Raw genomic sequence first — 15,763 nt, 5'->3', positions numbered from 1 at the left:
GGCCTGCGGCCCCCAACAGCCGCGCGACCCGATGAAGAGACGACAATTCCTGATCGGTTCAGCTGGTGTCGCGGCCTCCCTGGCCGTGTCGGGATGCACACGATCGTCAGGCCGGCGATTCGCCTTCGACGGGCGCATCGTGGGCGCGAGCGAGAGCGTGGGACATCTGCTCAGGCAGGGCGGCCTGCCGGCACCGTATGCCGAGCGGCGCGTGCCGGTGGTCATCGTGGGCGGCGGCGTCGCAGGCCTGTCGGCGGGCTGGAAGCTCCGCAAGTCCGGGTTCACGGACTTCGAGATTCTGGAACTTGAAGCTGACGCCGGCGGCAACGCGCGCTCGGGGCGAAACGCCGTGAGCGCGTTCCCGTGGGGCGCCCACTACGTGCCGTTTCCCACGCGCGAGTCACGCGCCGTCCGGGAACTGTTCCAGGAGCTCGGCATCATCCAGGGCTACGACACCTCGGGCAAACCGATCTACGAGGAGACGTTCGTCTGCGGTGCCCCGGAGGAACGGCTCTACATCAACGGCAAGTGGCAGGACGGTCTCGTGCCCACGTTGGGCATCAGCCGCCGGGAACGTGATCAGCTGGATCGGTTCAGGGATCTGGTCGCCGGCTACCGCGACCGGCGCGATGCCGATGGCCGGCCGGCGTTCGCGATTCCGATGGAGATGAGTGCGCGTGAGCCTGATCTGATCGCGCTCGATCGGATGTCGATGCGCGACTTTCTCCTCGAACAGAAGCTCGATGCCCCGGCGCTGCACTGGTACGTGGATTACTGCTGTCGCGATGATTACGGCAGTTACTCGAGTGACGTGTCGGCGTGGGCCGGCGTGCACTACTTCGCGAGTCGCGAGGGTGAGAGCGCAAGGGTGTCGGAGACCACGCTGCTGACCTGGCCGGAGGGCATTGGCTGGATCGTCACTCGCCTCGCGCACTCGCTGGCGCGTCACGTGACGCGCGACGCGCTCGTGTTCCGCATCACGCCCACCGGCACCGGCGCCACCGTCGACACGTACAACGCCCGGGATCGCGTCACCACCAGGCTGGTGGCCGACGATGTCATCCTGGCGTGTCCGTCGTCATTTGCGAACTACATCGTCCCGACGCTCCAGGCGGAGGTCCGGCACGACCTCGCCCAGTTCGACTACGCGCCGTGGCTGGTCGCCAACCTGACGCTCCGTGCGTTTCCGACGGCACGAGCCGGCGTGCCGATCGCGTGGGACAACGTCATCTACAAGAGCCCGACGCTCGGGTACGTGGTGGCGACCCACCAGAGCCTGCAGAGCAGGCCACGCGAGACGGTGCTGACCTTCTACCACGCGCTGGCCGGCCGGCCGGCCTCGGATGCGCGGACGCTGCTGCTCTCTCGCGGTTGGGAGGGCTGGGCCGACTTCATGATCGAGGACCTGTCGCGTCCGCATCCCGAGATCGCGTCGCTCGTCACCAACCTCGACATGATGTTGTGGGGACACGCCATGATTTGCCCGCGACCCGGCTTTGTGTGGGGCGAGGCGAGGCAGCGGGTGGCCGCGCTTGACGGCCCGCTCCACTTCGCGCATTCGGATCTCAGCGGGCTCTCGTTGTTCGAGGAAGCGCAGTACCGAGGCGTCCGGGCCGCCGAACGCGTCCTGCGGCGCCACCACGTCGCCCACGCCTCGTCGATCTGACACGCCCCCGCCGGGTCTTCCGCCTTCGCGTGCCGCTTCGGCGGACCGCCGTAACCTTGGTGAGGACGGTCAGACCCGGCATTCAGGACCGGCACCCCGGGTGATCTACGGTGTGGGCGGCCGGCTCGTCATGGCGACGGGCTCTTCGGCCGCCTGCGTCGGCGGGCTGAGCACGATGAGATCGACGCGTCGATTCCGCGCACGGGCGGCATCCGACACGCCCGGAACACGCGGCATGTACTCGGCGTAACCGGCAGCCGACAGTCGTTTCGGCTGGAGCCCGGCGCGTTCGAGCATGAAGCGGACGACGGTCGTGGCCCGTGCGGTCGACAACTCCCAGTTCGACGCGAACCGGTCCGAGTGGATGGGCACATCGTCGGTGTGCCCCTCGATTCTCACGCTGTTTCCCACATTGGCGAGCGCGAGCCCGATCTCGGCCAGGATGTCGTGCGCCGTCGCCGAGAGTTCTGCCCGGCTGGTGGCAAACGACCCCGCTTCGCGAATCGAGATCACCAGCCCCCGGTGGTCCATTTCCATGTCGACCTGGTTCGCGCCGATCGCTTTCGCGAGCCGCTGTTGCAGTTGGGCACGCACCTCGGCCAGATCGACGAGGCCTCCGGCGCCAGGCTTCTTGGCCGATGGCGGGTTGTTCCTGTCATTGATGAGCACGGTGCCTACGGCGTGCAGGTCGGCGGGTGTCGTCTCGTTGAACGCCGACCGTAGGGACTGGGCGAGCGCCGCGAACTTCTTCGCATCGACGACCGACAACGCGTACATCATCGCAAACACGGCGAACAGCAGCGTGATGAAGTCGGCGTAGGACACCAGCCAGCGTTCGTGGTTCGGGTGCTCTGGTGCACGTGGACGCCGGGGCCTCGGCCGGGGCTTCGGCACCTCGACAGGTTCGCGATCGTGTCGTCTGAATCGACTGCTATGCACGATGTGGTTTCTCTTGTTTGGGCGCGATCTGGGCGGCAAAGCCGTAGAGTTTTTCCTGGATCATCCGGGGGAACAGGCCCTCCTGGATCGCGAGGACACCTTCGAGCGTCAGTTCGCGGCGCCGCGCCTCGTGCCGGGCCTTCATCTTCAACTTGGTCGCCGCCGGCAGAAAGAACAGGTTCGCCGATCCCACCCCGTACACCGTCGCGACGAAGGCCACGGCAATGCCCTGGCCGAGCTTGGTCGGATCCGTCAGGTGCTGCATCACCTGGATCAGGCCAATCACGGCCCCCAGAATGCCGATGGTCGGCGCATAGCCGCCGGCCGCCTCGTAGACCTTGGCGGGAATCTCGTCGTAATCCTCCCGACCGCGGCTCTCGATTTCGAGCACGTCACGCAGGGTCTGCGGGCTGTTGGAATCGACGAGCTGGTGGATGGCCTTCTCGAGAAAGGGGTCCGTGATCTTGTCCAGGTCCGAGTCGAGCGACAGGATGCCGTCTTTCCGTGCACGATAGGCGTATTGGAGAATCGTATCAATCGTCTTCGACGGCGCCTCCCCATCCCAGAGAAACACCGTCCTCAGCGCACCGAAGGCCCGAATGATGTCGTTTCTCGAGAAGCTCAGCATGACGGCGCCAAAGGTCCCGCCAAACACAATCATGGCGGCCGTCGGTTGCAGCAACGAGAGAACCGAGCCGCCCTCGTACCATTGACCGATCAGGATCAGACCAATGGCCAGCGGGACGCCGATAAACGACGACACGTCGATGCGCACGCCTTTGTCGTGGCTCATGATCGCTCCGCCGTGGTCGCCGGACCGAGCTGGGCTGGTGGTTCGGGTTGTTCGGCCAGCGGCGCCAGCGTCGCCCGCCTGTACTCAATCACACGGCGGGCCAGCTCTTCAGGATGATCGCGGACGAGCATTTTGTGCCCGCTCGTGAAGGAGATGATCGTGTCGGGCGTCTGTTCAATGCTCTCGATAAGGTCGGCATTGACAAACAGCTTCTGGCCGTCGAGGCGCGTTACGGCAATCACCGATCCCCTCCCTGCTGTCGCCAGCCGCGCGGGGACGCTGGCGGCCTGACGACACGCCGCGTCTGCAGAGGCAATCGGCACCGCGCCGGATAACGTGAATGGGATCGGCGGCCGCCCGGGTTACAGGGGCTTGGTGCCGTCCAGACTGGTTCGGATGGCAGCCAGCAGTTCGTGGGTCGGAACCGGTTTGGGCAGGTACTGGAACTCCGGGTTCGCCGAGGATGCCGGTCCCGCCAGTTCGTCACTGTACCCGCTCGAAATCACCACTTTGAGATCGGGCTGCTTCGACTTCAGGAGCAGGGCCAGCTCCAGGCCCGTCATCCCGCCGGGCATGATCATGTCGGTATGGAGCACGTCCACGCGCCCGCCGCACGCCTGCCACACCTGCTGGGCTTCCCGACCATCGCCGGCCTGCAGCACCCGATAGCCATGGCGCTTCAGGACCAGGGTGATGGTGTTCCGGACAGAGAGTTCGTCTTCGACCAGCAGGATGACCTCGTGGCCACCCTTGGCCGGCCCGGCTCTCGCCTGGTCAACCTCCGCGACAGCGGCCGTGTCGGCTGGCAGCAACACCCGGAATGTCGACCCAACGCCTTGGGTGCTTTCCACCTCGACCCACCCGTTGTGCTGTTTTGCGATGCCGAACACGGTGGACAATCCGAGGCCCGTTTCCTTGCCCTTCTCCTTAGTCGTGAAGAACGGTTCGAAGATCCTGCTCACGAGATCCGGAGACATGCCGCTTCCGCTGTCGCTCACCGACAGACACACGAATCGCCCGACGCGGGCATCCGGATGGGTCCTGGCGCGCGCGGGATCCACCTCCACGACGGACGTGCGCACCACCAACCGCCCGCTCTTGGGCATCGCATCACGGGCGTTGACGCACAGGTTGGTGGCGATCTGCTCGATCATGCCCCTGTCGGCCTGGATCGACGGCAGTCCGGGATCACCGGTGAACTCGAAGTGAATGTGCTCGCCAATCAGGCGGTGCAGCATCTTGTGGAGATCGGTCAGCACCTGGTTCAGATTGAGGGTGCGCACGTTGAGCGGCGATCGGCGGCTGAACAGCAGCAGTTGGCGCGTGAGGTTCACGGCGCGATCGGCCAGCCCGTTCAGGTCCGCGATGGCCTGCCGCACATCCGCACTGAGATCGGTCCGTTCCTCGAGCAGGCCCAGCGTCATCACCGTCGCCGCCAGGATGTTGTTGTAATCGTGGGCGACGCCGCCCGCCAACTGACCGACGGCTTCGAGCTTCTGCGACTCGCGCAACTGCGCCTCGAGCGATCGTCGCGCTGTGATGTCCTGCACGAGCGACGCCACGCCCATCGTCTTGCCATGGCCATCAACCAGGGTGGTGTTGAACCACTCGCACATGATGATCTTGCCGGCCCTGGTAATGTTCTCGTTGGTCGAGCGGGAGCCTCCCCGGTTCTCGATCAACTCGACGCCGGTCCCGTTGACGGCAGGCCTGGCCGAATCCGGCACGATAAAGCTGTAATACCGGCCGACGGCCTCGGCGCGCGTGTAGCCGAAGATCTGCTCGGCGGCCGGGTTCCATTCGAGCACCTTGAAATCAACATCCCACTCGATGACGGCCAGCGGCGTGTTCTGCACGTGCAGATCCATCCACTGCCGCGAACGCCGCAGCGACTCCTCCGCCTTGTTCCGTTCGGTGACGTCGCGATGGAACCCGAAATAGAGTCCACCGTCGATCGGCCAGTACGACACGTCGACCTCGACCTGCCAGACGGTCCCGTCTTTCGCTCGATGCAGCGTCTCGAAGATGCCGCTGCCCTCGCGCGCGATCTTTTCGAGACGGGCGGCCGTCTGGTCGACCGACTCCCTGGCCTTGAGGTCGTTGATCCGCATCGCCAGGAGCTCCTCCCGACTGTACCCCGACCTGCGGATGTAGGCCTCATTGACGTCGACGACACGCCCGCTGGAATCGATCGTCAAGAAGCCGTCGGCCGCCGTCTCGGTCACGGCGCGATAGCGCGCCACACGGTTGCGCAGCTCGTCGACTGCCCGCCTGCGATCGACGCGCAGTTGCCACTCCCGCAGCACGCGATCCACGGTGTGCGGCATGTCGCCAAACGCTTCGGCTGATTTCACGACATAGTCGAGAGCCCCGGCCTTGATGGCGGCCACCGCCGTATCCTCGTCGCCCTGACTGGTCATCACGACGATGGGAAACAGCCCGTCCTCGGGAGGCCACGTCAGCAGATCCATCGATCGGCCATCGGGCAGATTGAGATCCATCAGCGCGACATCGGGGACGCCGGCGGCCACTGCCTCACGGTACTCGCGCAGCGACGAGGCGACGCGAATATCGACCGTGACCGCGGCCTTCTCGAACGCGCGGCGGACGGCCTCGACGTGGGGCTCCGCATCCTCAACCAGCAGGACACGAAGTTGGTCGGCGGTCATCGTCGCACTCCAGGTGTGAGATACGGCATGCCGAGCCTCGGGTTACGCCTTCGACGGTTCCTCGGGATGCGGAAACTGGTTCCACATCAACCAGTAGAAGCCGAATATTTCCAGCATCTGCTTGAACTTGTCGAAGTCGACGGGCTTGACGAGGTAGCTGGACGCGCCATGATCGTAGGCCGATAGCAGGTCAACTTCGGCCTTTGACGTCGTCAGCACCACAACCGGAATGGACTTGAGGTCAACATCCGCCTTGAGTCGCTGCAGCACCTCCTGGCCATCCACCTTCGGCAGGCGCAGATCGAGCAGGATCAAGTCGGGCCGCGGCGCCGAGTCGGCCGAGGCATACCCGTTCTCCTGGTACAGATAGTCGAGCGCCGCCTGGCCATCCGCAACGTGGTGGAGCTGGTTGGCGATGCGGCAATCCGCCATGTTGCGCTTGACGATCTCCGCGTGCGCAGGATCATCTTCAACGAGCAGTATCCTTACGGGGCCGCCATTGAGCATCACGTGGTCTCCTGCTGTGCTACCGCTTGATTCCGCTTGATTCCGGATAACGTAAACCTGAATGTCGAACCCTGCCTGGGCCCGGCGGACTCGGCCCAGATCCGGCCGCCGTGGACTTCCACGATGCGCTTGACGAGCGAAAGCCCGATGCCGGTTCCTTCGGCTTCCGGGTGGAGTTTTTCGAAGAGCCCGAACAGCTTCGACGCGTGGCGCGGGTCGATGCCGAGCCCATTATCGCGCACAAACAGTACGGGTTGGGCACCCGTCTCGTCGATACCGACCTCCACGCGGGGATCGGCCTGGTCGCCCATGAACTTGGCCGCGTTGTCGAGAAGGTTCGCGAAGACCTCGATCAGGCGGCGCCGATCGCCGTGCAGGGTGACGGGGACGTCGGTCACGGTGACCATCACGCGGCGCTGGGTGATGCGCCCGGCGACCATGTCCAACGCCTCCCCGACCAGCGTCTGCAGCGGGATATCTTCCGGCGGGTTCATCTTCCGGCCGATGCGCGAGAGTTCCAGCAGGTCGTCGAGCAGATCGGTCATCTTGTCGGCCGCGCGGCGGATGAAACCGATGTCCTTCTCGACGCGGGTGGGATCGGCCAGCTTGCGATCCTCATCGAGAAAGCCGAGAAAGGTCCGGATGGTCACCAGCGGACTCTTGAGATCGTGCGACACGGTGTAGGTGAACCGAACCAGTTCTTCATTGCGCTTGCGCAAAACCTCTTCAAGCTGTTTGCGCTCGGTCACATCCTGGACGGTGCCGAACAGCCGGACGGGCCGCCCATCCGGGCCGCGCTCTGGCTTGGCGTCGGCCAGCTCTGGATCATCGGATAGAGGAAATCGGCGGCCGGGCTGGACAGGATGATGACGGCAAGCACACGGCCAGACGAATCCCTCATCGCCTCAGCGGTATCGATCCCGATCGGACCGTGACCTACACGGTAGAGATCGCCAAGCACGGGGCCGGAACTCTTGAGCGCCATGGCCACGGTCCGCCGGACGGCCCCATTGAGTGGCCCCGGCGCGGCCCGGGCAGACAGCAGGAGGCGCGCCTCCGCATCGACCAGGATTGCGTCATCATACTCGCCCGTGTCCCGCTCGAGGATCAGGCGGCCCAGCAACTCGGCACGGAGGACAGGCTGGCCCGGGTCGCGCAGCCACTCGGCGGCGGTGGCTCTCAGCGTGGGACTTTCAGCGGTGCGGCGGACATCGGCGAGCCGTTCGTGCCGCCATCTCAGAATCTGATCGACCTTCATCCGGGCGATCGCGGCGATCTCGTTGTACTTCTGGGTCTGGATCCGCTGGGCTTCCCAGTCATAGTAGATGTACACGCCGAAGATCAGGGCCAACGCCACAAGGGTGAGCGATAGCGTCAGGAATCGCTTCAGCCACGCTGCCGTTCCTCGCGCGGCTGTCAAGAAACCCCACAGGGTGCCTGCACCATTATTCGACCGTACGTGTTGTGCCATGTGGATGTCTGACGACGTACACGATGCGGAGGGGGCGAGTACGTAAGCCGAGTGTAGTTATCCTACCCGGCCTTGCCAAGAAGAAAGGCCCTCAGCACGCGGCCAGTGTAGGACGCCTCGATGGCGGCCACCTCCTCGGGCGACCCTTCGGCGACGATGCGCCCCCCGGCCTCGCCGCCTTCGGGTCCGAGGTCGATCAGATGATCGGCGGTCTTGATCACGTCCAGGTTGTGCTCGATGACCACCACGGTATTGCCCTGGTCCACGAGTTTGGTCACCACGTCCAGCAACTTCTTCACGTCGTCGAAGTGCAGGCCCGTCGTCGGCTCGTCGAGGATGTAGAGGGTGCGGCCGGTGCCGCGCCGCGAGAGTTCCTTCGACAGCTTGACGCGTTGGGCCTCGCCGCCGCTGAGCGTCGTCGCCGATTGGCCGAGCTTGATGTAGCCCAGGCCCACGTCCTGAAGCGTGCGGAGCTTGTTGGCGATCGGGGGAAACGGCTCGAGCAGCGGCAGCGCCTGGTCAACCGTCAGATCGAGGATCTCGGCAATCGAGCGCCCGCGGTACTTGATGTCGAGCGTCTCGCGGTTGTAACGGCGCCCCTTGCACTCTTCGCACGTCACGTAGACATTCGGCAGAAAGTGCATCTCGATGGCGATGACGCCATCTCCCTGGCACGTCTCGCAGCGGCCGCCCTTGACGTTGAAGGAGAAGCGGCCGGGCTTGAAGCCGTGAGCCTTGGCCTCGGGCAGCCAGGCGAACAGGTCGCGTATAAACGTGAACAGCCCGGTATAGGTGGCCGGATTGGAGCGTGGCGTGCGACCGATCGGCGACTGGTCGATCTCGATGACCTTGTCGATCAGTTCGATCCCGTCGATGCCATCGTGGGTCCCGGGCTCGTCGGTGGCGCGGTAGAGCGTGCGGGCCAGCGCCCGATAGAGGATATCGTTGACGAGCGTGGACTTGCCCGACCCCGACACACCGGTGACCGCGGTCAGCATGCCGATCGGGATGCGCACGTCGATGTTCTTCAGGTTGTTGGCGCGGGCCCCGCGAACCACGAGGTCGCCGCGCAGCGGCAGGCGCCGGGAGCCCGGCACCGAGATGGCGCGCTCGCCGCGCAGGTATTGCCCGGTCAGCGAGTTGCGGTCTTCGGCGAGCAGTGCGCTAGGCGTACCCTGGAAGATCACGTGCCCGCCGTGTTCGCCTGCGCCCGGGCCCAGGTCAATCACATAGTCGGCGCTACGGATGGTCTCTTCGTCGTGCTCGACGACGATCACGGTGTTGCCGAGGTCGCGCAGCCGCTTGAGTGTCGTCAGCAACCGGCGGTTGTCTCGCTGGTGCAGGCCGATGGAGGGTTCGTCGAGGACATAAAGCACGCCTCGGAGGTTGGCGCCGATCTGCGTCGCCAACCGGATGCGCTGCGCCTCCCCTCCTGACAGGGTCGCCGCGCTGCGGCCGAGCGTGAGGTACCCGACGCCGACGTCCACCAGAAAGCGCAGGCGATCGACGATTTCGCGCCGGATGCGTCCGGCCACCAACTCCTGCCGGTCGGTAAACGGAAGGTCGGTCATCGCGGTGAACGCGTCGGTGACCGGCAGATTGACATACTCCGAGATCGTCCGGCCCGTGACGCGCACCGCCCGGCTCTCCGGACGAAGGCGCTCGCCGTGGCAGCTCCGGCACGGGCGCAGGGCCCGGTAGGGCTCCATCTCGACCTGATCAACCCAGGTGGCATCTTCGTACCGCCTGCGGAGATTCGGGATGATGCCTTCAAATCCCTTGCCGTAGGGATCGCGTTCGCGGGCAGCGGCCGACAACGGCTTCCCTGCTGACCTGGCGCCGATGGCCGAACCCGCCCGTGACGCGGCCGACGGACCGTACAACAGCAGATCACGCGACTTGCGCGGCAGGCGGCCAAAGGGCACCGAGATGTCGATGTCGAAGTTCCGGCCCAACGCGGCGATGGCCTCGGCGACCAGGCGTCGGTCACCGCGCGCCCAGGGCGCAATCGCGCCATCGGCGAGCGAGAGCGCGGGATCGGGCACGAGGCGGTCGGGGTCGAAATCCCACAGCGCGCCGAGTCCCTGGCAATCGGGGCATCCACCGTGCGGCGAGTTGAACGAGAACGCGCGGGGCGAGAGTTCCGGAATGCTGAGCCCGCAGACCACGCAGGCCAGCTTGCGGGAGAAGAGCCGATCGCCTTCGTCGAGCGAGTTGATCACCACCACGTCGCCAGCCAGGCCGAGTGCGATCTCCACAGATTCCATGAGACGCCGCTCAATGCCCGGCCGCACGATGAGGCGATCGACCACGATGTCGATGGAGTGGTTGCGGCGGCGGTCGAGGCTGATGTCGTCTTCGAGCGCCTTGAGCGCGCCATCGACGCGCGCCTTGAGAAAGCCGTGCTGGCGCCATCCCGCCAGCTCTTTCTTGAACTCGCCCTTCCGCCCTCGCACCACCGGAGCCAGCACGCTGATCCGCGTCTCGTGCGGGTACGTCATCACCAGGTCGACGATCTGGTCGACTGTCTGCGAGGCGATTTCCCGGTCGCACAACGGGCAGTGGGCGACGCCGATATTGGCGAAGAGCAGGCGGAGGTAGTCGTAGATCTCGGTGACCGTACCGACCGTGGAACGGGGGTTCGACCCGGTCGTCTTCTGCTCGATCGAGAGCGCGGGCGAGAGGCCGTCGATCGAGTCGACGTCCGGTTTCTCCATCTGCTCCAGGAACTGGCGGGCGTAGGCCGAGAGGGATTCGACGTAGCGGCGTTGACCTTCCGCGTACAACGTGTCGAAGGCGAGAGACGATTTTCCGGATCCGGACAGACCCGTGATGACCACGAGTTGATTGCGCGGAATGTCCACGTCGATGTTCTTGAGGTTGTGGACACGCGCGCCGCGAACGGAGATCCAGCGCTGGCTCATAGGATGTGATCCCGGGTCCGGGATTAGGGGTTGGGGATTAGGGATTCGGGTCCCCCACCGATCCACAGTCCCTCTGTATGGTGCCCTGGAGATCGCCCAATCCGCCATTCTAGCATGCGCGACGATATAATCGGGGAGCCTCGGAGGACCCCAATGAGCCGGTACGTTGGACGCAACGTGGCGCGAAAGGACGCCGCCAGCAAGACTGCAGGCACGGCCCGCTACGTTGACGACCTCACGTGGCCCGGGCTGCTCTATGGCCGGACGATTCGATCCTCCATCCCGTGCGGCGAGATCACCGGCATCAGGTTCGGCTTCGACCGCTCAGGGTTCACGGTGGTGGACGCCGGCGACATCCCGGGTCGTAATGTGGTGTCGCTCATCACCGACGATCAACCGTGCCTGGCGAGCCGCCTGGTGCGCCACGCGGCCGAACCGATTCTGCTCATCGCACACGAGGATCCCGAGCGCCTCCATGGCGCACACGTGGAGGTCGACTACCTCCCCGCGACACCGGTCTTCGATGCCGACAGGTCCACGCACATCTTCAAGCACGTGCGGATCGAAAAGGGCTCGCTCGACGACGGGTTCGCGCGCGCCGATCTGATCATCGAGGGTGAGTACCGGACCGGCCACCAGGAGCACCTGTATATCGAGCCCAACGGCATGCTCGCCGTACCCGGCGACGGTGGCGTGACGCTATACGGATCGCTCCAATGCCCGTACTACGTGCACAAGGCGCTCTGCACGCTGCTCGATCTGCCAGCCGACAAGGTGCGCGTGGTGCAGGCCGAAACCGGCGGCGGCTTCGGCGGAAAAGAAGACTATCCGTCGATCATCGCGGGCCATGCCGCCCTGCTCGCGCTCAAGGCGGGGCGGCCGGTCAAGATCGTCTACGACCGCGTGGAGGACATGCTCGCCACCACCAAGCGCCACCCGTCCATCGTGCGGCACCGGACCGGCGTGATGCGCGATGGACGGCTTGTGGCCATGGACATCTCGGTGGTGATGGACGGCGGGGCCTATTGCACGCTGAGCCCCGTCGTGTTGTCGCGCGGCTGCATCCATGCGACCGGCCCGTACCGATGCGAGCACGTCCGCGTCGACGGGCGCGTGGTGATGACCAACACCCCACCCAACGGCGCGTTCCGCGGATTCGGCGCGCCACAGACACTGTTTGCGGTTGAGGTCCACATGGCGCGCATCGCGGAAGCGCTGGGGATGGACCCGGTCCGGCTGCGCGAGAAGAACGCGTTCAGACCGGGTGATGTGACGGCCACCGGGCAGAGGCTCGGCCGGGATACCGCCGCGCTCGACGTGCTGCGCGCGACGGTCGCGCGGAGCGACTTCCACAAGAAGCGCCGGGCCTTCCGCGGCACCAATCGGGGCATCGGCCTGTCGCTGTTCTTCCACGGCGCGGGCTTCACGGGCAGCGGCGAGGTCTACCTCGCGTCGAAGGCGTCGCTGGAACTCACGACCGACGGCGTGCGCATCCTGGTGGCGAGCACCGAGATCGGCCAGGGGCAGCGCACCGTGCACGCGCAGATCGTGGCCGACACGCTGGGCATCCCGCTCGACCGCGTCGAGGTCGAAGCCGCCGATACGGCGTTCGTGCCGAATAGCGGACCAACGGTCGCGTCGCGAACGACGATGGTCGTCGGGGGACTGCTGAAGCGGTGTGCGGAGGAGATGCGCGAGCGGCTGGGATCGCGCTCGCCCGGCCAGTACCGGCGCACGCATGGCCGGCTCGTCATCACGAAACAATACGAACCGCCGCCGGGGCTCGTGTGGGATGACGAGAACTATCGCGGCTCCGCGTACGGCTCGTTCGGCTGGGGGTGCGAGGTCGTCGAAGTCGAACTCGATCCGGTGACCTTCGAAGTGCGGCCGACGCGTGTGACCACGGCGCAGGAGATCGGCAAGGCGATCTTCCCCCTGGGCGTACGGGGCCAGATCGAAGGCGGCACGGCTCAGGGCCTCGGCTACGCCCTGCTCGAGGACGTGGTGATGCGCGACGGCGCGATGGCCAATGCGCAGTTGACGAACTACATCATTCCGACGACGCTCGATACGCCTCCGATGGATATCATCATCCTGGAGCGGCCGTACGCGCACGGGCCGTACGGAGCCAAAGGCGTGGGCGAGATGCCATTTGACGGAGTCGCGCCGGCCGTGGTCAATGCGATTCGTAGCCTCGGCATCGACATCCGGCAGGTGCCGGCGACCCCGGAGCGGGTGATGGAGGCAATGGAGCGTCACGAAAGAGGGAGGGACGCGCAGGAGCCGCTGCCCGTGCAGGTAAGAGGACGGCTTCCGGAGCGGCCCCTCGAACCAAGCCGACAGCGAAGCCCTGAGCCTGTCGAAGGGCGCCGGCGTGGCAAGCGAAATTCGGGAGTCGAAAGTCGGGGACTGGACGAGCCTGGGATCGCCGGGCTCCAGCCCGGCAATGGAGCGAAGCGCTGAAACCCATCACGTTCGTGCTGAATGGCAAACGGACGTCGGTCCGTGCGCATCCGATGAAGCGTCTGCTGGACGTCCTGCGCGAGGACTGCCACCTGACAGGCACCAAGGAAGGATGCGGCGAGGGCGAGTGCGGGGCCTGCACGGTCGCGCTTGATGGCCGGGCCGTCAACGCGTGCCTCGTGCCGATCGCGCAGGTCCGCGGCGCGACGGTCACGACAATCGAAGGGCTGAAGGGTCGCCATCCCCTGCAGCGCGCCTTCGCGGAACAGGGCGGCGCCCAATGCGGCATCTGCACGCCCGGGATGGTCATGGCGGCGATCGCGCTTGGACCCCACCCGACGCTCGATGAGGTACGAACCGGGCTGGCGGGCAATCTCTGCCGGTGCACGGGATACATGGGGATCTACAGAGCGATCAAGGCGGCGACAAGAAGCAGCAAGGAGCAAGAAGGAAGAACCAAGAAGAAGGTGGCCAGTAATCGGTCGTCAGTAGACGGTGGAACCAAGCCGAAGCGTAGGCCGAGTCTTTAGAACTGGAGGCCGGGTCTTCAGACCCGGCGATCACCGATGAGAACCGCGATCTCCCCGCTTCACCTCCGGCACCCGCGAACGCTGCGCGACGCGCTGCGGCTGCTGCGCGCGGAGGGTCCACTGGTTCCGCTGGCCGGCTGCACCGACGTCTACGTCGGCCTGAATTTTGGCACGCTCGGCGACACCCGCTTTCTGGACATCTGGCACCTGGACGGGTTGCGCGGCATCGAGCGGCGCGAGGGTGTGCTGCGCATCGGGGCCCTGACGACCTACACGGACATCATCGCATCGCCCCTGGTCGGCCGCCATCTTCCGATGCTCGTCTCGGCCGCGCGCGAGATTGGGGCGATCCAGATCCAGAATCGCGGCACCATCGGCGGCAACATCGCCAATGGGTCGCCCGCCGGTGACACGCTGCCGGTGCTGGCCGCGTCAGACGCGCTCGTGGAATTACAGAGTGTCGACTGGACCCGGAAAGTGCCGTTCGCCAGTTTTTATACCGGCTATCGCAAGACCGTGATGCGGCCCGACGAGCTCATCACGGCCATCGAAATCCCGCGGGTCGAAGGCGTCCAGTTCTTTCGCAAGGTGGGTACGCGGGCCGCGCAATCGATCTCGAAGGTCGTCATCGCCGGTGTCCGCGCCGTCCATCCTCGCATCAGTTTCGGCAGCGTCGCGCCCACCGTCATCCGCGTCCCGCAAACCGAGGCGGCGCTCGCCTCGGGCGCCTCGATGCCAGAGGCCCAGCGTATCCTGCAGACCGAGATCGCGCCGATTGACGATAACCGCTCGACTTCCGCCTACCGCCGTCGCGTCGCGGCGAACCTGCTGGCCGACTTCTGGGCCACCACGGCCTGACCTGTTCCCAATGACAGTTCGTCACCCCGGCGGAAGCCGGGGTCCAGCCCTGGGGCGGAAAGCGCCCCTTCCGGCGCCGCCAGCCGGTCCCTACTTCGCCTGCGCGGCGAGTCTCTCGCGGGCCTTCGACACGTCGCGGTGGAACACGAACAGCTTGTCGGCGTTGTCCGACTTGTCGGTGAAGTTCCAGGTCCGGCCGCCGCGCTGCTTCACCTTGAGTTCCTTCTTCTGGTAGTCGATCTCGAATACCTCGAGATCTTTCAGCGCGAACGCGAACGCGTCCTTCTTGTTGTCGGTCTCGTACCTCATGCCGCCCGGCGTGGCCGTCAGCGTCCCGCTGCACGACCCGATGCCGTGCTTGTGCACGGTGGACAGTTGGGCGTTCAGGCGCACCTCGCGAAACTTCAACGTGATGTTCGTCTCGCCGGTTCCGCCCACCTCGACGTTCTGAACCAGGCCGTCCTCCCCTGAAGCCGACGCATTGAGTTGGTGTGTGCCGGCCGTCACCTCGGTCGAGCGCAGCGGCGTGGTGCCGAGATACTTGCGATCGACAAACACGGAGGCGCCGGGTACGTCACTCTCGATAACCAGTGTGGGACCGGTCGGGGCCGGCGGCGCGGGCGCCGCGTCGACGGGCTTCTCCTTCTTCGGCTTCGGGCGCGTCGCGGCCTTTGGCTCCTCGGACTTCACGTCGGGCTCGACCGCCCTGGGCGCCGGGCGCGGCGCTTCGGTCTTGACCGGAGGCGGCGCCTCTTTCGGCGGGGGCGCCGGTTTCATGAAGTACGACACCCCGAAGAAGCCAGCCGCGAGCAGCACGATGACGGCTGCCCCAATCGCCAGCACCTTGCCCATCCCGCCCCGCCCGGATTCCTGTTCATGGTCAAACACCGACATGCGCAAGAGCCTCCTGCACGAAGTATAAGACGTGTGACAGCGCCCGCCA

Annotated in this window: 13 protein-coding genes; 4 read left to right on the top strand and 9 right to left on the bottom strand. The window is 65.7% G+C overall.

Features of this window, described 5'->3' with window-relative positions; translation table 11 throughout:
• The first annotated feature begins 31 nt into the window (after positions 1 to 31).
• Positions 32 to 1,666, top strand: coding sequence for an NAD(P)-binding protein (locus NT151_07895; GenBank protein MCX6538839.1), 1,635 nt, complete (start codon positions 32 to 34; stop codon positions 1,664 to 1,666).
• 105 nt (positions 1,667 to 1,771) lie between these two features.
• Here NT151_07895 and NT151_07890 read toward each other — a convergent pair whose 3' ends face one another.
• The 8 genes from NT151_07890 to uvrA form a co-directional block, all read right to left on the bottom strand.
• Positions 1,772 to 2,605: an OmpA family protein gene (locus NT151_07890; GenBank protein ID MCX6538838.1), complete on the bottom strand. Its 834-nt coding sequence runs from the start codon at positions 2,603 to 2,605 to the stop codon at positions 1,772 to 1,774.
• Positions 2,598 to 3,398 (bottom strand): flagellar motor protein, encoded by an 801-nt coding sequence (locus NT151_07885; GenBank protein ID MCX6538837.1) that lies wholly within the window; start codon positions 3,396 to 3,398, stop codon positions 2,598 to 2,600. Before NT151_07885 ends, NT151_07890 begins: the two co-directional genes overlap by 8 nt.
• Positions 3,395 to 3,640, bottom strand: a complete 246-nt coding sequence (locus tag NT151_07880) for a flagellar FlbD family protein (GenBank protein MCX6538836.1) — start codon at positions 3,638 to 3,640, stop codon at positions 3,395 to 3,397. Before NT151_07880 ends, NT151_07885 begins: the two co-directional genes overlap by 4 nt.
• Positions 3,641 to 3,760: 120 nt before the next feature.
• Positions 3,761 to 6,067, bottom strand: coding sequence for a PAS domain S-box protein (locus tag NT151_07875; protein MCX6538835.1), 2,307 nt, complete (start codon positions 6,065 to 6,067; stop codon positions 3,761 to 3,763).
• 42 nt (positions 6,068 to 6,109) lie between these two features.
• Complete coding sequence (locus NT151_07870) at positions 6,110 to 6,574, bottom strand: response regulator (protein MCX6538834.1); 465 nt, start codon at positions 6,572 to 6,574, stop codon at positions 6,110 to 6,112.
• A complete protein-coding gene (locus NT151_07865) occupies positions 6,574 to 7,293 on the bottom strand; it encodes an ATP-binding protein (protein MCX6538833.1) in 720 nt (239 codons plus the stop codon). Before NT151_07865 ends, NT151_07870 begins: the two co-directional genes overlap by 1 nt.
• Positions 7,294 to 7,319: 26 nt before the next feature.
• The gene (locus NT151_07860; protein MCX6538832.1) at positions 7,320 to 8,045 is read right to left on the bottom strand and encodes a hypothetical protein; all 726 of its coding nucleotides are present in this window, start codon (positions 8,043 to 8,045) and stop codon (positions 7,320 to 7,322) included.
• A 62-nt stretch (positions 8,046 to 8,107) separates the two neighbouring features.
• Positions 8,108 to 10,969 carry an excinuclease ABC subunit UvrA gene (gene uvrA, locus NT151_07855; GenBank protein MCX6538831.1) on the bottom strand — a complete coding sequence of 954 codons (2,862 nt, stop codon included), beginning with the start codon at positions 10,967 to 10,969 and terminating at the stop codon, positions 8,108 to 8,110.
• Positions 10,970 to 11,122: 153 nt separating this feature from the next.
• Between uvrA and NT151_07850 the strand changes: the two genes are divergently transcribed.
• Genes NT151_07850 through NT151_07840 form a run of 3 tightly spaced genes read left to right on the top strand, consistent with a single transcriptional unit; the run spans position 11,123 to position 14,820 of the window.
• Positions 11,123 to 13,432 (top strand): xanthine dehydrogenase family protein molybdopterin-binding subunit, encoded by a 2,310-nt coding sequence (locus NT151_07850; protein ID MCX6538830.1) that lies wholly within the window; start codon positions 11,123 to 11,125, stop codon positions 13,430 to 13,432.
• A gap of 14 nt (positions 13,433 to 13,446) precedes the next feature.
• Complete coding sequence (locus NT151_07845; GenBank protein MCX6538829.1) at positions 13,447 to 13,962, top strand: (2Fe-2S)-binding protein; 516 nt, start codon at positions 13,447 to 13,449, stop codon at positions 13,960 to 13,962.
• A 36-nt stretch (positions 13,963 to 13,998) separates the two neighbouring features.
• A complete protein-coding gene (locus NT151_07840) occupies positions 13,999 to 14,820 on the top strand; it encodes an FAD binding domain-containing protein (GenBank protein ID MCX6538828.1) in 822 nt (273 codons plus the stop codon).
• Positions 14,821 to 14,910: 90 nt separating this feature from the next.
• Here NT151_07840 and NT151_07835 read toward each other — a convergent pair whose 3' ends face one another.
• Positions 14,911 to 15,714 (bottom strand): PEGA domain-containing protein, encoded by an 804-nt coding sequence (locus NT151_07835; GenBank protein MCX6538827.1) that lies wholly within the window; start codon positions 15,712 to 15,714, stop codon positions 14,911 to 14,913.
• Between the last annotated feature and the right edge of the window lie 49 nt (positions 15,715 to 15,763).

This window comes from Acidobacteriota bacterium (assembly GCA_026393675.1).
Lineage (GTDB): Bacteria > Acidobacteriota > Vicinamibacteria > Vicinamibacterales > JAKQTR01 > JBAXOX01.
The sequence above is the reverse complement of the archived record's forward strand: the minus strand, read 5'-3'. Positions and strand labels throughout refer to the sequence as shown.